Consider the following 22919-nt stretch of genomic DNA (forward strand, 5'->3'; position numbering starts at 1 on the left):
TATCAAATCCAGGAGATCCCATGCGTAGACGCCGTCTGGCGCCGGTGGCCGCCCTTGCCGCCGCCGCTCTCACTCTCGCCGGATGCGGCCTCGGTTCCGAGGACTCCGGCAGCAGCGGCGGGGCCAAGCCGACTGTCGATGCGAACGCGTCCGTGACCGGTGAGGTCAGCTTCCAGACCTGGGCGCTGAAGCCGAAGTTCACCGCGTACGTCGAAGGCGTCATCAAGGCGTTCGAGGCGAAGTACCCGGGAACGCACGTCACCTGGCTGGACCAGCCCGGCGACGGCTACGACAAGAAGGTGCTGAGCCAGGCCTCGGCCGGTCAGCTGCCCGACGTCACCAACCTGCCGCCGGACTTCGCGCTCAGCCTGGCGAAGCAGAACATGCTGCTCGACGTCGCCGCCGCCGACCCGAAGCTGAACGAGGAGTACGTCGAGGGCGGTGTGCAGGCGTACCAGTACCAGGGCATGGACGGCACGTTCGGCTACCCGTGGTACCTGAACACCGACATCGACTACTGGAACGCGACGAAGTTCGCCGCGGCCGGTCTCGACGTGAAGAACCCGCCGAAGACCTTCGACGAGCTGCTCGCGGCCGCGAAGACGATGCACGACAAGACCGGCGGCCAGGAGTACCTGATCAGCCGGCTGCCGGGGATCGGTGACTTCACCAACGCCGGGATCAAGATCCTCTCCGACGACGGCAAGAAGTTCGTCTTCAACACCCCCGAGGCCGCCGCGCTGCTGGACAAGTACCGCGACGCGTACAAGGCCGGCTACATGCCGCGCGACATCCTGACCAACGAGTACCTGGGCAACTCCAAGCTCTTCACCCAGGGCAAGGTCGCTTGGACCACCGGTGGTGGCAACGCGATCCAGGACTTCATGAAGGACAACCCGTCGCTCAAGGGCAAGGTCGTCCCGTCGCCCGCGCTGGACACGCCGCCGTTGTACGTGCAGGGCCTGTCGGTGTCGGCCAAGACCAAGAACCAGGCCGCCGCGATCGCGCTCGCCCGGTTCGTCACGAACGCCGAGAACCAGGCCGCGTTCGCGAAGATCGTGAACATCTTCCCGTCCACCAAGGCGTCGGCCCAGGACCCGTACTTCTCGAAGTCCGACGGTACGCCGGAGAGTGACGCGAAGGTGCTCGCCTTCCAGTCGCTGGCCAAGGCGAAGAACCTGCAGCCGCCGGTGATCAGTGGCGCCACCAACGACTTCATCGGGCAGCAGATCTCGCTGGCGATCGCCGGCAAGATCAGCTCGCAGGCCGCCCTTGACGCAGCGGTGGCGAAGGCCAACCAGCTGCTCACTTCCTGAATGAAACGGCACAGCATGCGGTACAACCGCTGGTTCACCCCGTGGGTGCTGGTCATTCCAGCACTCGCGTGGTTGCTCGTGTTCAACCTGTGGCCGTCGATCAACACCGTCATCCTGTCGTTCACGAACGCCAGGCCGATCGGCGGCGGCCACTTCGTCGGGCTGAAGAACTTCGAGACCCTGCTGCACGACGAGCAGTTGCGCTGGGCGCTGCTGAACAGCGTCATCTACATGGTGGTCTGTCTGCCGTTCCTGACCGTCCTGCCGCTGCTGCTCGCCGTACTGGTGGAGAAGAAGCTGCCCGGGATCACGTTCTTCCGGACCGCGTTCTACACCCCGGTGGTGGCGTCCGCGGTCGTGGTGGCGCTGATCTGGCAGTGGATCCTCGACGATCGCGGTCTGGTCAACGGGCTCGCGGAGAAGCTCGGGTTCATCTCCGGGCCGTTGCCGTTCCTGTCCGACCAGTGGCTGTTGTTGCTCAGCGCGATCAGCCTGACGATCTGGAAGGGGCTCGGGTACTACATGATCATCTACCTGGCCGCTCTCGGGAACGTCGGGCGTGAGCTGCACGAGGCCGCCGCGGTCGACGGTGCCGGGCCGCTGCGCCGGTTCGTGCACGTCACGATTCCCGGCGTACGGGGCACGATGATCCTGATCTCGATCCTGATCTCGGTGTCGGCGCTGCGGGTGTTCTCCGAGTTGTTCATCCTGAGCGGTGGCAAGGGTGGTCCGGGTGGCCGGGACAACTCGGTGGTGATGCTGATCCAGCAGTACAGCCAGGGTTTCGAGGGCAACCTCGGGTACGCGTCCGCGTTGTCGATCGTGCTGTTCTTCGTCACCGTCGTACCGATGCTGGTGCTGGCGCGGCTCAACCGTCGAGGGGCGGAAGCATGACCACTGTTACCGATCGGCCGACCGAGACGCCCACGGCCGTCCCGCCGGCCCGGCGCAGCCGTTCGTTCGGGTTCAACTCGGTCTCGCCGCGCGAGAAGGTCGTGCGGTACGTCCTGCTCGCGTTCGTCCTGCTGATCACGATCGGGCCGTTCCTGTGGCAGCTGTCCACGTCGCTGAAGGGGTCCGGGGAGGACATCTACACCCGGATCCCGCGGCTGTTGCCCGCGCAACCGACGTTCGACCACTACAAGGCGGTCACCGACACCATCCCGGTCTGGGACTACGCGCGGAACTCGCTGGTGGTCGCCGTGCTGGTTGTCGGGGGCAACATCATCGGCGCGTCGCTGGCCGGGTTCGCGATCTCGCGGTTGCAGTTCCGCGGGCGGAAGATCGTCCTCGGGCTGTTCCTCGCGACGCTGGTGCTGCCCGGTGAGGTCACGATCATCTCGCAGTACGTGACGGTCCGGGAGTTCGGGCTGGCGAACACGCTGTTCGGGGTCGCGCTGCCGGGGATGATCGGCGCGCTGAACGTGCTGCTGATGTACAACGCGTTCCGGGCGTTGCCGCTGGAGGTCGACCAGGCGGCGATCGTGGACGGGGCGAACGCCTGGCAGCGGTTCGTCTACATCGGGCTGCCGTCGGTGCGCGGGACGATCAGCGTGATCGCGATCTTCGCGTTCATCGGCGCCTGGGACGACTTCCTCTGGCCGCTGATCGTGCTGACCGACCCGAACAAGTACACGCTGACCGTCGGGCTGCAGTACCTGTCCGGCACCTTCAGCAACAACCCCCGCCTGATCGCGGCCGGCACGATGATCGCGTTCATCCCGATCGTCATCGTCTTCGCCACCCTCCAACGCTTTTTCTTCAAGGGCGTCGAGGAAGGCGCCGTCAAGGGCTGAACCGCGGAACCGGGCTCCGACCCCTGCAGTGGTGGAAGCCCGGTTGTGCGCGCTCTCGGCTACTTCACGAGGTTGATCGAGTTGATCTTGGTGAAGTCGTGCGGCACCGACGGGCCCGTCCAGCGGTAGACCGGGCCGCAGTTCTTGCCGTTGTACTCGAGGCAGAGCTGGAAGCCGGCACCGCCGGTCTGGCTGTTGATCAGGGTCTTGGTGCCGAGCACGTTGTTCAGGTTGTGCGGGCCGTAGCTGTACCAGATGTTCTTGCTCAGAATGGTGCCGTTCGGCTCCTGCAGGCACACCGCGCCCGACGGGCAGGTCGCTGTTGCCGACATCGTCTGCGTCGTTGCAGCCTGGGCGCTCGGCGCCAGGGCCACGCCCGTGCCGATCACGGCGGCAGCGATTCCAGCGGCGCTCATTGCGATCTTTCGCATCCTTCGTCCCCTCCGAGTGGCGGCCACCGGACGGTGGCCGTTGGTTCGAATGTAGGGACCGGCGCGATGCAGCGGCAGGGGTTCGCGCCGGTTTCGGTCTACACCGAAACGGTTGCCGTGGCGGGACGCAGCATCCGGGTCAGCTCACCCGGGTTTCCGCGAAGTCGAGCCAGCGGGTCGTGTCCGCAGGGGTGTGATGCCGGATCGACCAGTCGACCAGGCGGAGGCTCATGTGCGCCCAGTAGAGACGAAGGACCTCAGGCGCCAGGGTGCGGTCCAGGTGCTCGTCGAGCCACGCCAGATCTGCATCAGGCATGACGACGTGGGCGTCGAAGCGCAGCGTCACCAGGCCGAAGTGGCGGTCGCCGCGGCCGATGCCGTCCCAGTCGACGATGCCGGTGATGGTGCCGGTGTCGTCGACGAGCACGTTGCCGGTGTGGAAGTCGAGGTGGACCAGGTCGTCGCCGGTCATCTCGGCAGGCTGGTCGCGGCCGACCTCGTGGATCCATCCCAGGAGCTTTCGCGAGCGGTCGTCGTACCTCTGGAGGGATTCGTGCAGGCAGAAGCCGGGGCCGCTCTCGAGCAGGTGCATCGAGGGGACCGGGAGGTCGGGGGCCACGCCGGCGAAGCGGTCCGCGAGCGTGATCATCGACTCGAGCAGCGCGCGGTCGACGGTCGCCGGCGGTCGGCCGGGGAGCCGTTCCTGAACGACGCCGACGCCGTCCGGCAGTTCCGCGACCAGTTGGTACTCCGGGACTGGTAGCCCGCGCGCCCGCGCCGACGCGAGGACCTCCGCCGTACGCCGGAGCTCGGTGACGGATCCGGCGCCTCGGGTCAGGACGGCGTCGCGCCCGTCGGGCCAGCGCACGAACGCGGCACCGACCTCGCCCGCGGCCGCGTGGCCGGTGAACTCGAGTCCGGCACCCGTGGCCAGGTTGACCTCGGTCAGCAACTGCCGTGCGTCGAGCTTCGGGACGGGCGCGGGCACACCATCGGCAGTCATAGCGCTCGACCGTACCGGCCGGGCGGCGTTGCGTCGGCCGGATATCGCGAACTTGTTCGTAACGAACATGTTCGTTATCGTGAAAGGCATGACGGAGGAACCCAGGAGCCGGCGCGAGCGGCCGGCCAAGGCGGCGCTGACGCGGCGCGGGATCGTGGCGGCGGCGATCGAGGTGATGCGGGCCGAGGGGATGGGACGCGTGACCATGCGGCGGCTCGCCAAGGAGCTCGATACCGGGCCGGCGTCGCTGTACGTGTACTTCCGGAACACGGCGCTGCTGCATGGCGCCGTACTCGACGATCTGCTCGTGGCGGTCGACCTCTCGCCGGTCGGAGCCGCGGGGGACTGGCGGGAGCGGGTCGAGGCGGTGCTCGCGTCGTACACGCGGGTCCTGTTCGAGTACCCAAGTCTCGCGCAGTCTGCCGTGACAGCGCGGCCGGCGGGGGAGAACTACCTGCGCCTGGTCGAGGGACTGTTGGCGCTGCTGGACGAAGGCGGCGTGCCGCCCGGTCAGGCCGCGTGGGGTGTCGATCTGCTGCTGCAGTTGGCGACCGCGACGGCCGCCGAGCATGCCGGTGACGACGACCCGGAGTCCTGGGGTGCGGCGCGGGACGCATTGCTCGCGGTGCAGCCCGCGACGCATCCGCGGATCGCCGCGCTCGGCGAGGACCTGTTCAGCGGGCAGGGCGACGAGCGGATGGTCTGGGGCATCCGCGTTCTGATCAACGGAGTGCTCGGCACTCCACGGGCGAAGGGAGCGGGACGATGACGGGGATCGCGATCATCGGTGGCGGCCTCGGTGGGCTGATGCTGGCACGGATTCTGCACGTCAACGGCGTCGAGGCCGTTGTCTACGAGGCGGACGCCTCACCGGCGGCCCGGACGCAGGGCGGAATGCTCGACATCCACGACGACTCCGGTCAGCTGGCGCTGCGCGCGGCCGGTCTGTACGACGACTTCCTGCGGCTCGTGATGCCGGGCGGCGAGGCGATGGTCGTGTACGACAAGCACGCCGTCCTGCGGCACGCGGACGACGGTGGGAGCGGGCGACCCGAGGTGCACCGCAAGGCCCTGCGTGACCTGCTGATCGCGAGCTTGCCCGAGGGCGTCATCCGCTGGGGCTCGAAGGTCGTGGAGGTCTCGGGTCACGAGGTCTCGGGTCACGAGGTCTCGGGTCACGAGGTCTCGGGTCATGAGGTCCGGTTCGCGGACGGGAGCACCGTCACCGCCGACCTGATCGTCGGTGCGGACGGCGCGTGGTCCAAGGTCCGGCCGCTGGTCTCGGACGCGATTCCGCAGTACGCCGGGATCACCTTCGCCGAATTGGACCTGCTTGACCCTGACGTACGGCACCCGGAGAGTGCGGCGCTGATCGGTGGCGGCTCGATGCTCGCGCTGTCCGAGGGCCGCGGCTTCCTGGCGCACCGCGAACCTGATCGCTTGCACGTGTACGCCGCCTATCGCGCGGCGCAGCCGGCCGAGCCGATCACGCGAGACGGTCTGATCGCCGCGTACGGCGGCTGGGACGACGCGTTCCTGCGGCTGGTCCGGGAGGCCGACGGTGAGGTGACGTCGCGCCCGATCCACGCGTTGCCGATCGGTCACCAGTGGAAGCGCGTCCCCGGCGTCACGCTGCTCGGCGACGCGGCCCATCTGATGTCCCCGTTCGCGGGCGAGGGCGCCAACCTCGCGCTGCAGGATGCCGGCGAGCTCGCCGCCGCGCTGCTCGCCGACCCGCAGGATCTCGAGGCGGCACTGGCTCGCTACGAGGCCGCGCTGTTCCCGCGCGCCGAGGCGTCCGCCGACGAGTCCGACCGCAACCTGGACATCTGCTTCGCTCCGGACGCACCGGACGGTCTGGTCGCCTTCTTCAGCGGGATCTAGCTTCAGCGGCAGCTAAGTTTGCGCGGTAGATACTGGGTATGCATACTCAGTATCCATGGCGATCAAGCAGGGGTTGGTGGTGCGCGGCCTGATCCGGACCCACGGGGACGGCGCACAGGCGGTGCAGGCGTTGCGCGGCGTGGATCTCGAGGTCCGGCCGGGCGAGCTGGTTGCGGTGATGGGGCCATCGGGGTCGGGGAAGTCGACGCTGCTGACCTGCGCCGGCGGGCTCGACCGGCCGACCAGCGGGCAGGTGCTGGTCGACGAACACGACCTCACGACGCTCAGTACGACCGCGGTCGCGGCGATCCGGCGGCGGCTGATCGGGTACGTGTTCCAGGACTTCAACCTGATCCCGGCACTCACCGCGGCCGAGAACGTGGCACTCCCGCTGGAGCTCGATGGCCTCCGCAGCCGGGCCGCTCGCAAGCAGGCGACGGCCGCTCTGCAGGAAGTCGGCATCGACGATCTTGCTGACCGGTTCCCGGACGACATGTCCGGTGGTCAGCGCCAGCGGGTCGCGATCGCTCGGGCCATCGTCGGCGAACGCCGCCTGCTGCTGGCCGACGAGCCGACTGGTGCCCTCGACTCCGGCACTGGTGAGGCCGTTCTCCAACTGCTGCGCGACCGCTGCGATCGGCACGGCATCGCCGGAGTGCTCGTCACCCACGACGCCCGGCACGCCGCCTGGGCGGATCGCGTCGTCTACCTGCGCGACGGCCGCGTCGACGGTCAGACCGACGCGCTCCCGGACGCGGACGTGTTGCTGGAGGCTCCGCAGTGAAGCTCCTCAACGACTGGGTCGTCGCGCTGCGTCTGGCCCGCCGTACGGCGCGCCGCACCCTGGGCCGGACCGTACTGATCGCTGCACTCGTCGGTCTGCCCGTGCTGGCCGGAAGCTGGTTCAGCGTCGTCCATCGCGCCACTCACCCGACCGGCGAGGTGCTCGCGCGCACTGTGCTCGGTTCTGCGGACGCGCAGCTGACGGTTCCGTCGCCGGAGACCGACGTACGAGGTGTGCTGCCGAGCGGATCGCAGTTCGCGCGGGCGAAGTCGCTGGCCGGGAACATCGAGTTGCGGGAGAGCGGCGCCGATCTGACGGCTGGGCTGGTGACCGGTGATTTCGCGAAGGCGTTGACCGCGGGCACGTTCCGGCTCGACGACGGGCGGATGCCGGCCAAGGCGACCGAGGTCGCGCTGTCGCCGGCGCTGGCTGATCACCTTGGCCTGCGCCCGGGCGGGGAGTTGACGGCTGCGAACGGTACGACGTACCAGGTGGTGGGTGTTGCTCGCACGCTTGATCTGCCGACGGCTCGGCAGGTTTTTGCTCCGCCGGTGGCGGGTGACTACGAGGCGCAGTACCTCGTGGATCTGCCGGGTGGGACGGATGTCGGCGCGCTCGCGGACAAGCTCAGCAAGCAGGGGATGACGTTGGTGTCCCGGGCTGCTGTGATCGATCCGCCGGCGACACCGCGCGGTCCGGTGGGTGCTGCCGCGGCGCGGGTGCTGATCGTCGGGTTCGCCGTACTGGAACTCGTGCTGCTCGCCGGTACTGCGTTCGCGGTCGTCGCTCGTCGGCAGACGCGTGAGCTCGGTCTGGTCACCGCAGTCGGAGGTACGGCGGCTGACGTACGACGAGTCGTGCTGGCGCAGGGGTTGTACGCCGGACTGCTCGGGGCGGCCGGCGGACTCGCGATCGGCGTGGTGACGGCTCTGGTCGGGAAGACCTGGTGGGAGAACGCGACGTCGACGCTGATCACGGGCTGGCAGATTCCGTGGCTGCAGCTCTTCGGAGTAGTTGCAATCGGACTAGTTGCAGGGCTCGCCTCGGCGCTCGTGCCCGCCATCGGAGCGGCGCGACGGCCTCCGCTCGCGGCGTTGGCCGGCCGGTTCGCGGCGGTTGCAGGAGCCGCTCGGGTCCAACGTGTTGCGTTGGTACTAGTTGCATCCGGACTAGTTCTGTCCGTGATCGGCAACGTCCAATTGGCCTCCGCGCTGGACGCAGCACGCCAGCAACGGTCCGCTGCTGACCCTGCACAGATCTCCCGAGTCGCTTCGGCGTCCCCGACGCTCCCGGTTGCCGTGGTCGTCGCCGGGATCACCCTGGTGGTCGCGGGCCTGGTCTGGATGCTCCCCGCACTTGTCGGCAAAGTCGCCGGCGGCGTACGCAGCCTGCCGTTGAGCATGCGCCTGGCGCTGCGGGACGCGTCCCGGCACCGCCACCGCACCGGTCCGGTCACCGCAGCGATCATGATCGCCGTCGCCGGTACGACGGCCCTCGGATTCGCCGTGGTGAACCAGTCCGCCGCGAAGGCGCAGAACTACGAGCCGGCCGGGCGGATCGGCGATGCGGTCCTGCAGTTCGACGGCACCGTCCCGTACTCGCCCCAACTGGTGGATCGCGTCCAGGCGCTGCTGCTGGTGGAGCACCGCTACGAGCTCGGCACGGTCGTACTGAACGGAACGAAGGAGACCGACGGCTACATCGCGAACGGCAGCGTCTACTCGAGCGGTTACTCGCTGACCGCCGTCGACCCGGCTTACGTGGGGCGGTTCGGTGACTGGGGACGCCAGGCTGCCGCCGCACTACGCCAAGGGCAGGTCGTCGTACCGCTGGCCGCGATGGCGCGCGACGGCAAGGTGAAGCTTGCCCGTGGTGACGACGTGGACGGGCGGAACGCGTTCGCGTACCCAGCCGCGGTCGTGACGTCGCCGCCGAGGGTCGGGGTGCTGCCGCGGTCGGCCTTGATCAGTGCCGACGCGGCCCGGCGTCTCGGGACTGCCGCGGTCGACGAGGTCCACTTCAGCCTGCGCGAGCAGCCGAGCGCCGGTCAATTGGCCGCGGTCGCGAAGCTGCTCGGCCACGAGGACGCATTGCGGGTCGAGCACGGCTACCAGAGCCCGGTGCGGAAGGCATCCATCGGCTTGCTGGTCCTGGGCGCGACCGCGACGTTGCTCGGAGTCGCGATGTCGGTCGCGTTGTCGATGTCGGAGGGGCGCGCGGACTTCGCGACGCTCGCCGCGATCGGCGCGCCGCCCCGGCTGCGTCGCGGGCTGGCCGCCGCGCAGGGCTGGTTCCTCGGACAGCTCGGCTGCGTGCTCGGTGTGGTCGTCGGTGCCCTCTACGGGTTCACGGCGCACACCGTGGTCGGTTCGCCGACGGTCGTCGTGCCGTGGGCGGTGATCGCGGGCGTCGCCGTACTGGTGCCGCTGTTCGCCGCCGCGGTGCCGTATCTCCTGACCCGATCCCGCTTGGAGCTGGTCCGCCGTGCCGACTGAACAGAAGCTGGGACGCCGCGGCCGGATCGCGCGCGTGGCGGTCGCGGTGATCGGGATCGTGTTGCTGGTCCACGGTTCGGTGCGCGGCAGTGACGACCTGTGGCCGTTCGGGCCGATGTCGCAGTACTCGATGGTGGTCGCCGACGACGAGTCGATCGTCTTCACCCGGATCAGCGCGGTCACGGACGCCGGCACCACGGTCGACGTACCGCTGAACATCGAGGGTGCCGGCGTGGCCCGCGCCGAGATCGAGGCGCGGGCGGGGGAGATCGTGAAGGACCCGTCGCTGCTCCAGCAGGTGGCCGACGGGTGGGCGCGCAAGCACCCGGACAAGCCGAAATACGTGAAGCTCGAGCTGATCCAGGACACCACGACACTGGCCGGCGGACGCGTGTCCGGCCCTCCCGTCCCGCGGGTCCTGACGACCTGGAAGGTACGCCGATGAAGTGGTTCACGCCGTCGATCGCGCTGGGCCGGATCGCCTGGCTGCGCACGGTTCTGTACCTGTTCGTGATCCTCGACATGCACGCGTTCGTCCGCGACACGTTGCTGAAGGGCGAGCACCCGGGCCTGTACCAGCCGCTGTTCCTCGCCCGCCTCTTCGACCTCCCGAAGCCCACCGTCGCGAACACCACGACCCTGTACTTCGTCCTGCTCGCGGCCTGTCTCGTTGGCGCGTCCAACTACTTCCCGCGCGTCGCGGGCTGGATCGTCGCGCCCGCGTTCACCTGGTGGGTGCTGATCGGGATGAGCGACGGCAAGGTCGACCACGATCACCTCGCGCTGGTGATCGCACTGTGGGTGCTACCAACGGTCGCGTCGGGACGCCGCGGACCGTCGGCGTACGGCGATCAGACTCGTTCGGAGGCGGCCGGGTGGGTGATCCGGTGCATCCAGATCTGCGTCATCGCGACGTACTTCCTGTCCGCGGTCGCCAAGCTCCGGAGCGGGCATTGGACCCTCGCCTGGCCGAGCAGCGCGGTACTGACGTGGGCCATTGTGCGCCGGCCGCATGCGGTGGGGGAGTGGCTGCTGCAGCACCCGTGGATGCTGCACGTCATGCAGTGGGTAGGGATCGTCGCGGAGTTCTGCTCGCCGGTGATCCTCTGGCTGAAGGGGCGGTGGCAGCTGCTCGGAGCCCTGTTCTTCCTCGGGTTCCACGCGGCCACCACCGCCATCCTGCTGATCCACTTCCTGCCGACCGTGGTCTGCTGGCTCGCCTTCGCGCCCCTGGAGCGGATCCGGCGTCCCCGCCGGTCAGCGGGTGATGCGCCGGTGCCTCAGCGGGCGGAGGCCTTGGGGTAGACCGGGCCGGTGTACTTCTCGCCGGGGCCCTGGCCCGGCTCGTCCTGGATCGAGCTGGCTTCGCGGAACGCGAGCTGGAGTGAGCGCAGGCCGTCGCGCAGCGGGGCGGCGTGATGGTGGCCTAGGGACGGGCCGGCGGCGTCGAGGAGGCCGGCCAGCGAGTCGATCAGCGAGCGGGCCTCGTCGAGGTCCTTGTGCTCGGGGAGGTCCTCGGCCAGGCCCAGGTTCACGGCGGCGGCGCTCATCAGGTGCAGGGCGGCGGTGGAGATGATCTCGACCGCCGGAACCTCGGCGATGTCCCGCGACGCGGTCGAGAGCGGATCGGGCCGGGAAGCGTCGTCGGACTGCGGAGTGGCATCTGCGTCGTTCATGCTGCTACTCTTGCACGGCGACCGACCCGGTCCACCGGTGACCCCTGAGCGGAATACTCGAGGGCCTCCAGTGGTTCGAGTCTAAGCGGAGGGCCACCTCCCACCCAGCCGATGGACAGTCGGCGGGTCCCGGTCACGCCGAGGTTCCGGAGCGATCCGGTGCCGAGGCGATCGTACGGCGTACCTCCCGTCAGGGTTCAGGACGCCGTCGATCTGGGAATTGGGCCTTCGTGCGGACGCGCGAGGGCCTTTCGTCGTTTTCGGCGAGCGGCCTCCGCCTGATCCACAACGTGGTACCAGTACAAGTTCAACCCAGGAGGACCCATCACCACTGATTTGCGCGTCAACGAGCGCATCCGCGTTCCCGAGGTGCGGCTGGTCGGACCGAACGGTGAGCAGGTAGGCATCGTCCGGATCGAAGACGCACTGCGGCTGGCCCAGGAAGCCGATCTCGACCTGGTCGAGGTCGCGGCAACCGCCCGGCCTCCGGTCTGCAAGTTGATGGATTTCGGCAAGTACAAGTACGAGACCGCGCAGAAGGCGCGCGAGTCCCGCCGGAACCAGACCAACACCATCATCAAAGAGATGAAGCTGCGGCCGAAGATCGACCCGCACGACTACGAGACCAAGAAGGGTCACGTGGTGCGGTTCCTGAAGGCCGGGGACAAGGTCAAGATCACCATCATGTTCCGCGGACGTGAGCAGTCCCGGCCCGAGCTCGGGTTCCGGTTGCTGCAGCGGCTGGCCGAGGATGTCAGCGAGCTCGGCTTCGTCGAGTCCTCGCCGCGTCAGGACGGCCGGAACATGATCATGGTGCTCGGACCGCACAAGAAGAAGTCCGAGGCGCGCGTGGACGTGGAAGCCGAGAAGGCGCAGCGGAAGGCCGAGCGGGAGGCCGACGAGCAGGCGGAGCGCGCGGAGCGCCACGAGCAGGCTCAGGCCCACGAGGCCGAACGCGCCGCCGGTGTCACGAAGAAGCCGAAGGGTCCGGCCGACAACCTCGACCCGGAGTGACGAACCGCTCCGGCCGCCCGAGGCAGCCGGAGCCGGTCACACCGAAGATCGAGTCAACGAAGAAAACTCAGGAGCACACAGCCATGCCGAAGATGAAGACCCACTCGGGGATGAAGAAGCGGGTCCGGGTCACCGGGTCGGGCAAGATCCGTCGCGAGCAGACCGGTGTCCGTCACCTCGCCGAGGCGAAGTCCTCGAAGCGCAAGCGTCGCCTGTCCGGCACCGTCGAGGTCGCCCCGGCGTACGTGAAGAAGGCCAAGAAGCTCCTCGGCATCTGACGCCCCTCCCCCGAACATCCCCCGCCGCGCAGGGCAGTCCTGTCCCGCGGCGCAGAAATCCAAGGAGTAACACCTCATGGCACGCGTGAAGCGGGCAGTCAACGCCCACAAGAAGCGCCGGGTCGTACTCGAGCAGGCCAGCGGCTACCGCGGTCAGCGCTCGCGGCTGTACCGCAAGGCCAAGGAGCAGGTCACCCACTCGCTGGTCTACGCCTACCGTGACCGCAAGGCGCGCAAGGGCGACTTCCGCAAGCTGTGGATCCAGCGCATCAACGCCGCGGTCCGCGCTGAGGACCTGACCTACAACCGCTTCATCCAGGGTCTGCGCCTGGCCGAGGTCGAGGTGGACCGCAAGATCCTCGCCGACCTCGCCGTCAACGACCCGGCCGCGTTCTCCGCGCTCGTGCAGGTGGCCAAGGCCGCCCTGCCGGCGGACGTGAACGCGCCGAAGAGCGACGCCGCGGCCTGAGCCGCAGCGACACCCTGAGAACAAGCACTCGAGTGGCGAGTCCCGGTCTGCTGACCGCGCAATCGGCGCGGATCAAACAGGCTCGACGGCTCGCCACTCGTGCGTTCCGGCGCAAGGCCGGCCGCTTCCTGGTCGAGGGCCCACAGGCCGTCCGGGAAGCACTCGAGCACCGCGAGCTCGTCCTCGAGGTGTACGCCGAACCCGCGGTCGCGACCCGGCATCGGGACCTCCACGACCTCGCCGCGGCCGCGAGCGTCCCGTGGTTCGAGGTCGACCGGGCCGCGATCGAAGCGCTCAGCGAGACCGTCACCTCCCAAGGGGTGGTGGCCGTCTGCTCGCTGGTCACCGTGCCGCTCGGCGCGGCCGGCAAGCTGATCGCCGCCGGCGTGCAGGTCCGCGACCCCGGCAACGTCGGCACCTTGATCCGTACGGCGGACGCGGCCGGCGCGGATGCCGTCGTACTGTCGACGGAGTCCGTCGACCCGCACAATCCGAAGGCGGTCCGGGCCAGCGTCGGCAGCATCTTCCATGTCCCGATCACCACGGACGTCGACATCGTCACCGCTGTACAGACCTGGCGTGAGCAGGGCCTGCAGGTCCTCGCGGCCGATGGGTACGGCGCCACGGATCTGGACACCTGCATCGACGACGGAACCCTCGCGAAACCGACGGTCTGGTTGTTCGGCAACGAGGCGCACGGCCTGCCGGACGGCATCAACGCGGTCGTCAATCACTCGGTGAAGGTGCCGATCTACGGCCGCGCCGAGTCACTCAACCTCGCGACCGCCGCTGCCATCTGCTTGTACGCGTCGGCCCGGGAGCAACGTCGATGACGTTCGATCAGCCGGGGCGCTTCTGGCGAGGGAACCTGCACACGCATTCCAATCGCTCGGACGGGGCGTTGTCGCCTGCCGAGACCGCAGGTGTGTACCGCGAGGCGGGGTACGACTTCGTGGCGATCACCGACCACTTCCGGGCGGAGTACGGGTTCCCGATCACGGACACGCGGGAGCTGCGGTCGGACGGGTTCACCACGCTGATCGGCGCCGAGCTGCACGCACCGCGGACCGAGGTGGGCCACTCGTGGCACATCGTGGCGGTGGGTCTGCCGCTGGACTTCCGGGCGCCGGACGAGACGGAGACCGGGCGGGAGCTGGCCCGCCGGGCGCGTGCCGCCGGAGCGTTCGTCGGGATGGCCCATCCGGCGGCCTCGCTGTTGACGGCGATCGACGCCGAGAGCCTGGACGCGGCGCACTCGGTCGAGGTCTACAACGCGCTCGCCGACCGCGAGAACCGTGGCGACAGTTGGCATCTCACCGATGTCCTGCTGAACCGCGGTCACCGACTCACGACGTACGCCGCGGATGACGCGCACCTGCAACCCCAGGACCCGCCGCCGCGTCAGGCGTGGGTCCAGGTCCGCGCGGAATCACTCGAACCGAACGCCCTCCTCGCCGCGCTGAAAGCCGGCCACTTCTACTCCAGCACCGGCCCCGAGCTGTACGACGTACGCATCCAGGGCGACGCCATCGTGGTCCGCTGTTCACCCGCCACAAAGGTCCTCCTCAGCGGCGGCCACCCAGGCGCAGAGGTTGCCCAAGGCACCGAACTGACAGCCTGCTCGTTCCCCCTGACGATGTTCCGCGGCACCCACTGCCGGATCACCATCGAAGACGCCACCGGCGCCCGCGCCTGGACCAACCCCATCCACGTCCCCGCTGACCTCTGAGGCGGGGAGGATCCCCCGCCCGAACCGGGCACACGATCCTCCCCAGCCGCCTACTTCTTGACGCGGGTTTGGAGGCCGTCGAGGAGGGCGTCCAGGCCGAAGACGAAGCTCTCGGTGAGGTTCGAGTCCAGGTCGGTGACGGTCCGGCGGGTCACCGAGCGCTGCATCTCCGGATAGTCGGTCGCGACCGCCTGGGCCTGCTCCAAGAGGTCGTTCACCCAGCTCTCCTCGGAGCGGCCCGACTTCCGGACCATCTCCCGGGTCGCCACCTCGGCGCTCACCGTGCCGAGCACGTACGACATCACGCTGCCCACCGCCAGGTCGACCTCGTGGTCCGAGAATCCGGCGGCACCGAACAGCACCAGACCACGTTCGCCCAGGATCATCGCGTTCGGCCCGATGCTCGGTCGGGTGTACATCACCTCGGGCAGCCAGCGGTGCCGCAGGACGGCCGACCGCAGGCTGTGGCCGAAGAGCAGCGCGCCGCTCCGCCAGCCGGCGAGCTCGGGTTCCGGTACGTCGATCTCGCCCCAGACCTCGTCGATCAGGAGGTCGATCAGATCAACCTTGGTCGGCACGTGCCAGTACAGGCTGGTCGCCCCGGCGCCGAGTCTCGCCGCCAGCTTCCGCATGCTGAGGCCGGCCAGGCCCTCGGTGTCCAGGAGTTCCATCGCGGTCTGGACGATCTGATCTCGGGTGAGCGTCTCGCGAGCGGGCGACGCCTTGCGTTGCCGGGTCCAGATCGTGTCGTTCATGACTCCATCCTACAAAGTACTCGCACGGTGTTCGAGATAGTCGTACAGTGTGCGAGTGACTAGTACACCGTTCGAGTCTTCTGAGACTGCCGCCCCGGCCGGGCATCCCCGGCGGTGGTGGATCCTGTTGATCCTGTGCCTGAGCCTGATGGTCCTGGTCGTCGACAACACCGTCCTGAACCTGGCGATCCCGTCCCTGATGCGGGACCTGGACGCGACGCCCGCGGACATCCAGTGGGTGATCGACGCGTACATCCTGGCGTTCGCCGGGCTGCTGCTGACCGCGGGAAGCCTGTCCGACCGGTTCGGCCGGCGGAAGATGCTGCTGCTCGGGCTGGTGATCTTCGGCGCGGCGTCGCTGCTCGCGACCCTCGCCGAGAACCCATGGCAGCTGATCGCGTGCCGCGGCCTGATGGGGGTCGGCGGTTCGCTGCTGATGCCGAGCACGCTGTCGCTGCTGTTCACCGTGTTCCCGCCGGAGGAGCAGCGCAAGGCGATGGCCGGCTGGTCGATGGTCGCGATGGTCGGCGTGGTGGCCGGCCCGACGGTCGGTGGCGTGCTGCTGAACCACTTCTGGTGGGGCTCGATCTTCCTGCTGAACGTACCGATCGCGATCCTCGCGATCATCGGCACGCTGGCGCTGATCCCGGAGTCGAAGGGACCGGCGCGAAACATCGACCCGGCCGGTGCGGTGCTGACGATGGTCGGGATGGCGTCGGTCGTCTGGGCGATCGTGTCGATTCCGGCGGACGGCTGGGGTTCCGGCCGGGTGCTCGGTGGGCTGGCGGTCGGCGTCGTCGCGTTGACCGCGTTCGCGCTGTGGGAGAAGCGCAGCGCGCACCCGATGGTGCCGTTGGCGTTGTTCCGGGACCGGCGGTTCAGCGGGACGAGTTTCTCGATCGTGCTGCTGTCCTTCACCGCGGGCGGGTTGCTGCTGGCGTTGACGCAGTACCTGCAGTTCGTGCTCGGGTACTCGCCGCTGAAGGCCGGGCTGGCGTTGATCCCGTACGCGCTGTCCGCGGCGCTGTTCAACGGCCTCGGGGCGACGCTCGGGAAGAAGGTCGCGGACCGGACGCTGATCTCGATCGGTCTGCTGATCATCGCGGGCAGCTTCGCGATCCTGACCCAGGTGTCGGACTCCAGTGGGTACGGCCTGCTGATCATCGGCTTGCTGGTGATGGGGATCGGTGGCGGTCTGGCCGGTCCGGCGGCATACACGCTGCTGATGCAGGCCGTTCCCGCGGAGCACCGGGGTGTTGGTTCGGCGATGAACGACACCGTTCAGCAGACCGGGGCGGCGCTGTCGGTCGCCGTACTGGGCAGTGTGCTCGCGGCGGCGTACTCGTCGGCGTTGCCGGACTCGGTGCCGGAGGCGGCGCGGAAGTCGATCGCGGACACGCTCGCGCTCGGGCCGGACTTCCTGGGTGCGGCGAAGCACGCGTTCACGGACGCGATGTCGATCGCCATGACGGTCGGAGCGATCGGTGCGGTGGCCGGTGCGGTGGTCGCGGTGGCCGTGCTGCCGAAGGGCGAGAAGAAGGTGCAGGACGCCGTACCCGAAGCTGCGGCTGACACCGGCCGCTGACACCATGCGGGCATGATCGACGCCCAGCGGATCGTGAGTTCGGTGCTGGTCGCCGCGTTGGTGCTGCTCCCGGTCGCCCTGGTCACCTTCCTGGTCGGCCGGCGGGGGCCGAATCGGTTCGTACTGAAGTGGGCCCAGGCAGTCGGCGTCCTGTCGACTGCCTTGGCCACCGGGTACGTCGTCGCGTGGGCCGTCTGCCTGATCCTCGCGGACAGCGTCCCGGACGCGGCGCCGGGGATTCCTGGACCGGGCTCTTACGACTTCCCGGTCTTCCTGATGCCGGTCGGCGGCGTCGTCCTCGCGGTCGCGCTGGCGATGCTCGGCGGCATCCGCCGGACGCGGCGCAAGATGGGTTGATCGGGGGGGTTGTGGACAGCCGATTCACGCTCTTGGGGTTCGGGTTTCTAGACTGCAATCCGCAGAAGTTCCGAATCGAGAGCGAGCCATGTCCGGTCCCAACACTGATTACGACCCGGTCGAAGTGACGCCGCTGCATGCCGAAGAGGTGGAGCGGACTCGCGACGAGGCGCTGACAGCGTTTACCGAGGCGGCCGATCTGGCCGCCCTGCAGGAGGCGAAGTCCACCCATCTCGGGGACAAGTCGCCGATCGTGCTGGCCAACCGGGAGATCGGCGCGCTGCCGCCGCAGGCCCGTAAAGAGGCCGGGCAGCGGATCGGTGCCGCCCGGAAGGCGGTCAACGAGGGCTTCGCGGCCCGGCTCGCGGTGCTCGAGGCCGAGCACGAGGAGCAGATGCTCGCCACCGAGCGGGTTGACGTGACGCTGCCCTGGCACACGCCGCGGCTCGGCGCGCGGCATCCGCTGTCGCTGATCTCCGAGCAGGTCGCGGATGTCTTCACCGCGCTCGGCTGGGACGTCGCCGAGGGCCCGGAGATCGAGGCCGAGTGGCTGAACTTCGACGCCCTGAACTTCCAGCCCGACCACCCGGCGCGGCAGATGCAGGACACCTTCTTCGTCGAGCCGGCCGGCTCCGGCAAGGTGCTGCGCACCCACACGTCCCCGGTGCAGTCGCGGTCGATGCTGACCCGCAAGCCGCCGATCTACGTGATCTGCCCGGGCCGCGTGTTCCGCACCGACGAGCTGGACGCGACGCACACGCCGGTCTTCAACCAGGTCGAGGGCCTGGTGGTGGACGAGGGCATCACGCTCGCGCACCTGAAGGGCACCCTCGACCACTTCGTCGTGTCGATGTTCGGCGAGGGCCTCGAGGCCCGCCTGCGGCCGAACTTCTTCCCGTTCACCGAGCCGTCGGCCGAGGTGGACCTGAAGTGCTTCGTCTGCCGCGGCGCGTCCGTCGGCAACCCGGACCGCCCGTGCCGCACCTGTGGCAGCGAGGGCTGGATCGAGTGGGGCGGCTGCGGCGTGGTGAACCCGCGGGTCCTGCAGGCCAACGGCATCGACACCGAGCGGTACTCCGGATTCGCCTTCGGCATGGGCCTGGAGCGGACGCTGATGTTCCGCAACGGGGTCGAGGACATGCGGGACATGGTCGAGGGTGACGTGCGGTTCAGCCGCCAGTTCGGGATGGAGATCTGATGCGGGTCCCACTGTCATGGCTTCGTGAGTACGTCGAGCTCCCGGCCGACGTCACCGGCCGTCAGGTCGGGGAGCAGCTGATCCGGGCCGGCCTCGAGGTGGAGACCGTCGAGGAGTCCGAGCTGACCGGCCCGCTGGTGGTCGGCAAGGTGCTGACGTACGAGAACGAGCCGCAGAAGAACGGCAAGACGATCCGCTGGTGCTCGCTGGACATCGGCAAGGACGAGCCGCAGTGGGTGGTCTGCGGCGCGCACAACTTCGAGGTCGGCGACCTGGTGGTCGTCGTGCTGCCGGGCGCGGTGCTGCCCGGCGGGTTCGCGATCTCGGCGCGCAAGACCTACGGCCACGTCTCGAACGGGATGATCTGCTCGAGCGCGGAGCTCGGCCTGGGCGACGACGGGACGCACGGCATCGTCGTCCTGGAGCCGGGCGAGGCGGCGCCGGGCGCGGACGCGATCGAGTTGCTCGCGCTGAGCGACGACGTCCTGGACATCGCGGTCACGCCGGATCGTGGCTACTGCCTGTCGATCCGTGGCGTCGCGCGCGAGGCAGCGACGGCGTACGGCGTGCCGCTGAAGGACCCGGCGGATCTCGCGCTGACCGGCTCGGGCGCGGGCGGCTACCCGGTGCGGGTCGACGACGCCGCGGCGTGCAGCGTGTTCGTGACGCGGACCGTCACCGGGATCGACGCCACGGCGTTGTCGCCGCGGTGGATGCAGAAGCGGCTGCTCGCGGCCGGGATGCGGCCGATCTCGATCGGGGTCGACGTCACGAACTACGTGATGCTCGAGCTCGGTCAGCCGATCCACGGGTACGACAAGGGCCGGCTGTCCGGTGACATCGTCGTACGGCGGGCGACCGCCGGCGAGAAGCTGATGACGCTGGACGACCAGACCCGCGAACTGGACGCTGAGGACCTGCTGATCACGGACGACTCCGGTCCGATCGGTATCGCGGGCGTGATGGGTGGCGCATCGACCGAGATCTCCGACGCCACCACCGACGTGGTGATCGAGGCCGCGCACTTCGACCCGATCGTGATCGCGCGGGCGTCCCGCCGGCACAAGTTGTCGTCGGAGGCGTCGCGGCGGTTCGAGCGCGAGGTCGACCCGCTGCTGCCGCGGTACGCCGCGCAACGGGTCGCGGATCTGCTGGCGGAGTACGCCGGTGGCACTGTCCTTTCCGACGAGACCGTCGTCGACACCCATCCCGCACCGGCTCCGGTGACGCTTCGTGCCGACCACGCCGCGCGTGTCGCGGGTGCTCCGATCACGCTCGAGGAAACCGTTCGTGATCTGCAGGCGGTGGGCTGCACGGTCGAGGCTGCCGCGGCCGACGCGATCCCCGCTCCGTTGGCTGCTGGTGTGCACGCCTCCGCACTCGTCGAGGTGGGTGCCACCACTATCGGTTCCACCCAGGTCGTCGGCGACGATCTGCTGACGGTGACTCCGCCGTCGTGGCGGCCTGACCTTGGGGACCCCAACGACTTCGCTGAGGAAGTCATCCGGCTGTTCGGGTATGACAACGTGCCGTCGATCCTGCCGTCCGCGCCGGGCGGTCAGGGGCTGACGGTCTCGCAGCGCCGTCGTCGCCGGGTCGCGACCGCGCTGGTCGGCGCCGGCCTGACCGAGGTCGTGTCGTACCCGTTCACGGGCGAGGCCGACTTCGACGCGATGGGGCTCCCGGCCGACGACTCCCGCCGTACGACGGTGAAGCTCGTCAACCCGCTGTCCGACGAAGAGCCGTCGATGCAGACCACGCTGCTCGCGACCCTGCTCCGGACTGCCGAGCGCAACGTCGGCCGTGGCGCGAACGATCTCGCGCTCTTCCAGACCGGCCTGGTCTTCCTGCCGAAGGCGGAGACGAAGCCCGCGCCGCTCCCGTCGGTCGCGCACCGCCCGAGCGACGCCGAGATCCAGTCGCTGTACGACGCGCTCCCGGACCAGCCGTTGCACGTGGGCATCGTGCTGACCGGTGCGCTGACCCCGACCGGTTGGTGGGGCAAGGGCCGTCCGGCCGGCTGGGCGGACGCGGTGCAGATCGGTCGACTGGTCGCCTCCGCGGTCGGTGTTGAGCCGGACGTGAAGAACACCGAGCTCGCGCCGTGGCATCCGGGTCGCTGTGCCGAGTTCTCGGTCGACGGCAAGGTCGTCGGGCACGCGGGTGAGCTGCACCCGAAGGTCTGCCAGGCGTTCGGTCTGCCGGCCCGGTCCGGCGCGGTCGAGCTCGATCTCGATGCGCTGATCGCGGCGGGTCCGGAGTCGATCACGGCACACCCGTTCTCGTCGTACCCGGTGGCCAAGGAAGACGTGGCGCTGATCGTTGCCGACGAGGTGTCGGCGGCGGATGTGCAGGCCGCGCTGGCCGAAGGTGCGGGCGAGCTGCTGGAGTCGGTGCGGCTGTTCGACGTCTACACCGGCGAGCAGATCGGTGCCGGGAAGAAGTCGCTCGCGTTCGCGCTGCGGTTCCGGGCGCCGGACCGGACGCTGAAGGAGAACGAGGTCGCCGACGCGCGGCAGGCCGCGGTCCAGGTCACCGTCGATCGTTTCGGCGCCGTCCAGAGGGTCGGCTGACACCATGATGGGCAGTCACCCGCGGGTGGCGGTGGCGGCGCCGAATGCGGCTGCCGCCGACGCCGGTGTGCGGGTGGCTGCCGAAGGTGGGAACGCCGTCGACGCGGCGATCGCGGCGACGCTCGTCACGATGGTGAACGAGATCGGCGTGGTCTCGCCGGCCTCGGGCGGGTTCGTCACGCTGCAAGTCGCGGGCGGCGATGCGGTCACCATCGACGGCTGGGTGGAGATGCCCGGCCGCGGCCTCCCGCCGGACCGGTTCGGTCGCGGCGTCTGGGACATCACCACCGACTACGGCGGCGGTACGACGACCACCGTCGGCCACGGCTCGGTCGCCACGCCGGGCGGGATGAAGGCCCTCGATCTCGCGCACCAGCGGTCGGGGAAGGCCCCGTGGCGTGAGGTCGTCCAGCCCGCGATCGACGTGGCGCGCAACGGCTTCCCGCTCAGCCGGACGTCGGGCTACTACCTCGGTTACACCCACGAGATCATCTTCGGCTGGCACCAACCGAGCCACGGTGTCGTGCACGACGAGGACGGCCAGGTGCTCAAGGCCGGCAGCACGATCGTGATCCCGGAGCTCGCCGAGGCCCTCGAACTGATCGCCCGCGACGGCGCCGAGACCATGTACACCGGTGAGCTCGCGCAGCTCCTCATCCACGACATGGCCGCGAACGACGGCATCCTCACCGCCGAGGACCTCGCGGCGTACGAAGCCGTCGTACGCCCGGCCTTGGTGGTGCGGCAGAACGGGTGGCAGCTCGCGACCAACCCGCCGCCCGCGGTCGGCGGCGTCGCCACCGCCGCGATGCTCGCGCTGCTGGACGGCGTACCGGCCGATGGCGGCTGGAGCGGGCCCGAGCTCGAGCGACTCGTCGAGGTCGAGTACGCCGTGCTCGGTCAACGGCTCGCCGAGCTCGACGAGGAGGACCGGCGGACCCTGGCGGCTCAGAAGGTGCTCGACCTGGCCGCGGCCGGGGATCTGCGGGCGCTGACCTCACCGAGTACGGCGACGGTGAGTGTGGTCGACGACGACGGTGACGCCTGCGCGATCACCGTCTCGTCCGGTTACGGCTCCGGCGTCCTGACCCCGGGCACCGGCATCTGGCTGAACAACGCCCTCGGTGAGCAGGAGCTCCTGCACGGCGGCCCGCACAGCCTCGCGCCCGGCACTCGTCTCACCTCGAACATGGCTCCGAGCGTCGCCCGCCGGGACAGCGACGGCGCCGTACTCGCGATCAGCTCGCCCGGGTCGGACCGGATTCCCACCGCGCTCGCGCAGGTCTACGCGCTGTACACGCACGGTGGCCTGTCGCTGCGGGAAGCCGTCGAGCACCCGCGGCTGCACGTCCGGGTTCGCGAGGACGTGGTCGTCGACTACGAGGACGACCTGCCGGTATCGGGCTCGACCGCGCTGCCGACCCGCCCGATGCCCCCGCACTCGATGTACTTCGGCGGCGTCGCGGCCGCCTTCTGGGAGCCTGTCGACGGCCTGCTCGCCGTCGGCGACCCGCGCCGGACCGGCGCGGTCGCGATCTCGCCCTAGTAGGGTCAGCCTCGATACTTCAGGATCCGG

General features: G+C 69.3%; 23 protein-coding genes. 19 read left to right on the plus strand and 4 right to left on the minus strand.

The features are described from left to right. The first annotated feature begins 20 nt into the window (after positions 1-20). The 3 genes from ACWGID_RS24465 to ACWGID_RS24475 are packed head-to-tail and all read left to right on the plus strand — an operon-like array spanning position 21 to position 3112. A complete protein-coding gene (locus ACWGID_RS24465) occupies positions 21-1316 on the plus strand; it encodes an ABC transporter substrate-binding protein (protein WP_452200165.1) in 1296 nt (431 codons plus the stop codon). Next, on the plus strand, positions 1317-2210 hold the full coding sequence (locus ACWGID_RS24470) for a carbohydrate ABC transporter permease (RefSeq protein ID WP_452200167.1): 894 nt from the start codon (positions 1317-1319) through the stop codon (positions 2208-2210). It abuts the gene before it with no gap. Continuing rightward, on the plus strand, positions 2207-3112 hold the full coding sequence (locus tag ACWGID_RS24475) for a carbohydrate ABC transporter permease (RefSeq protein ID WP_452200168.1): 906 nt from the start codon (positions 2207-2209) through the stop codon (positions 3110-3112). Before ACWGID_RS24470 ends, ACWGID_RS24475 begins: the two co-directional genes overlap by 4 nt. A 59-nt stretch (positions 3113-3171) precedes the next feature. Here ACWGID_RS24475 and ACWGID_RS24480 read toward each other — a convergent pair whose 3' ends face one another. Then, positions 3172-3528: a hypothetical protein gene (locus ACWGID_RS24480; RefSeq protein ID WP_452200170.1), complete on the minus strand. Its 357-nt coding sequence runs from the start codon at positions 3526-3528 to the stop codon at positions 3172-3174. A 154-nt stretch (positions 3529-3682) separates the two neighbouring features. Further along, positions 3683-4546, minus strand: a complete 864-nt coding sequence (locus ACWGID_RS24485) for a phosphotransferase (protein WP_452200172.1) — start codon at positions 4544-4546, stop codon at positions 3683-3685. 88 nt (positions 4547-4634) lie between these two features. Between ACWGID_RS24485 and ACWGID_RS24490 the strand changes: the two genes are divergently transcribed. From ACWGID_RS24490 to ACWGID_RS24515, 6 genes are read left to right on the plus strand one after another with little or no spacing between them, the layout of a single operon-like run. Next, positions 4635-5315 carry a TetR/AcrR family transcriptional regulator gene (locus tag ACWGID_RS24490; protein ID WP_452200174.1) on the plus strand — a complete coding sequence of 227 codons (681 nt, stop codon included), beginning with the start codon at positions 4635-4637 and terminating at the stop codon, positions 5313-5315. Further along, a complete protein-coding gene (locus ACWGID_RS24495; protein WP_452200176.1) occupies positions 5312-6430 on the plus strand; it encodes an FAD-dependent oxidoreductase in 1119 nt (372 codons plus the stop codon). Before ACWGID_RS24490 ends, ACWGID_RS24495 begins: the two co-directional genes overlap by 4 nt. A gap of 55 nt (positions 6431-6485) precedes the next feature. Next, complete coding sequence (locus ACWGID_RS24500) at positions 6486-7214, plus strand: ABC transporter ATP-binding protein (protein ID WP_452200178.1); 729 nt, start codon at positions 6486-6488, stop codon at positions 7212-7214. After that, positions 7211-9709, plus strand: a complete 2499-nt coding sequence (locus tag ACWGID_RS24505) for an FtsX-like permease family protein (protein ID WP_452200180.1) — start codon at positions 7211-7213, stop codon at positions 9707-9709. The genes ACWGID_RS24500 and ACWGID_RS24505 overlap by 4 nt, the downstream gene beginning before the upstream one ends. Beyond that, entirely contained in the window at positions 9699-10154 is a 456-nt protein-coding gene (locus ACWGID_RS24510) for a hypothetical protein (RefSeq protein WP_452200182.1), read from the plus strand. The genes ACWGID_RS24505 and ACWGID_RS24510 overlap by 11 nt, the downstream gene beginning before the upstream one ends. Further along, the gene (locus ACWGID_RS24515; RefSeq protein ID WP_452200184.1) at positions 10151-11014 is read left to right on the plus strand and encodes a hypothetical protein; all 864 of its coding nucleotides are present in this window, start codon (positions 10151-10153) and stop codon (positions 11012-11014) included. Before ACWGID_RS24510 ends, ACWGID_RS24515 begins: the two co-directional genes overlap by 4 nt. On the opposite strand, the gene ACWGID_RS24520 is transcribed toward ACWGID_RS24515, so the two are convergent. Then, a complete protein-coding gene (locus ACWGID_RS24520; RefSeq protein WP_452200186.1) occupies positions 10990-11385 on the minus strand; it encodes a DUF1844 domain-containing protein in 396 nt (131 codons plus the stop codon). The genes ACWGID_RS24515 and ACWGID_RS24520 overlap by 25 nt on opposite strands. A 336-nt stretch (positions 11386-11721) precedes the next feature. Between ACWGID_RS24520 and infC the strand changes: the two genes are divergently transcribed. The 5 genes from infC (at position 11722) to ACWGID_RS24545 (ending at position 14875) form a co-directional block, all read left to right on the plus strand. After that, entirely contained in the window at positions 11722-12399 is a 678-nt protein-coding gene (infC, locus tag ACWGID_RS24525) for a translation initiation factor IF-3 (protein ID WP_452200188.1), read from the plus strand. A gap of 83 nt (positions 12400-12482) precedes the next feature. Beyond that, complete coding sequence (gene rpmI, locus ACWGID_RS24530) at positions 12483-12677, plus strand: 50S ribosomal protein L35 (RefSeq protein ID WP_130383713.1); 195 nt, start codon at positions 12483-12485, stop codon at positions 12675-12677. Between the two features lie 76 nt (positions 12678-12753). Further along, the gene (gene rplT, locus ACWGID_RS24535; RefSeq protein ID WP_131367113.1) at positions 12754-13146 is read left to right on the plus strand and encodes a 50S ribosomal protein L20; all 393 of its coding nucleotides are present in this window, start codon (positions 12754-12756) and stop codon (positions 13144-13146) included. A 32-nt stretch (positions 13147-13178) separates the two neighbouring features. Then, positions 13179-13979 (plus strand): TrmH family RNA methyltransferase, encoded by an 801-nt coding sequence (locus ACWGID_RS24540; RefSeq protein ID WP_452200191.1) that lies wholly within the window; start codon positions 13179-13181, stop codon positions 13977-13979. After that, on the plus strand, positions 13976-14875 hold the full coding sequence (locus ACWGID_RS24545; protein WP_452200193.1) for a CehA/McbA family metallohydrolase: 900 nt from the start codon (positions 13976-13978) through the stop codon (positions 14873-14875). Before ACWGID_RS24540 ends, ACWGID_RS24545 begins: the two co-directional genes overlap by 4 nt. Before the next feature lie 50 nt (positions 14876-14925). Here the strand turns inward: ACWGID_RS24545 and ACWGID_RS24550 are convergent, their stop codons facing one another. Further along, complete coding sequence (locus tag ACWGID_RS24550) at positions 14926-15630, minus strand: TetR/AcrR family transcriptional regulator C-terminal domain-containing protein (RefSeq protein ID WP_452200195.1); 705 nt, start codon at positions 15628-15630, stop codon at positions 14926-14928. A 55-nt stretch (positions 15631-15685) separates the two neighbouring features. Between ACWGID_RS24550 and ACWGID_RS24555 the strand changes: the two genes are divergently transcribed. From ACWGID_RS24555 to ACWGID_RS24575, 5 genes are all read left to right on the plus strand, one after another. Further along, a complete protein-coding gene (locus ACWGID_RS24555; protein ID WP_452200197.1) occupies positions 15686-17215 on the plus strand; it encodes an MFS transporter in 1530 nt (509 codons plus the stop codon). 12 nt (positions 17216-17227) lie between these two features. Continuing rightward, complete coding sequence (locus ACWGID_RS24560; protein ID WP_452200199.1) at positions 17228-17572, plus strand: hypothetical protein; 345 nt, start codon at positions 17228-17230, stop codon at positions 17570-17572. A gap of 88 nt (positions 17573-17660) precedes the next feature. After that, complete coding sequence (gene pheS / locus ACWGID_RS24565; RefSeq protein WP_452200201.1) at positions 17661-18770, plus strand: phenylalanine--tRNA ligase subunit alpha; 1110 nt, start codon at positions 17661-17663, stop codon at positions 18768-18770. Next, positions 18770-21343 (plus strand): phenylalanine--tRNA ligase subunit beta, encoded by a 2574-nt coding sequence (locus tag ACWGID_RS24570; RefSeq protein ID WP_452200203.1) that lies wholly within the window; start codon positions 18770-18772, stop codon positions 21341-21343. The genes pheS and ACWGID_RS24570 overlap by 1 nt, the downstream gene beginning before the upstream one ends. Positions 21344-21347: 4 nt before the next feature. Beyond that, positions 21348-22889 (plus strand): gamma-glutamyltransferase, encoded by a 1542-nt coding sequence (locus tag ACWGID_RS24575; protein WP_452200205.1) that lies wholly within the window; start codon positions 21348-21350, stop codon positions 22887-22889. Positions 22890-22919: the final 30 nt, after the last annotated feature.

The sequence above is a fragment of the Kribbella sp. NPDC054772 genome (genome assembly GCF_053611945.1).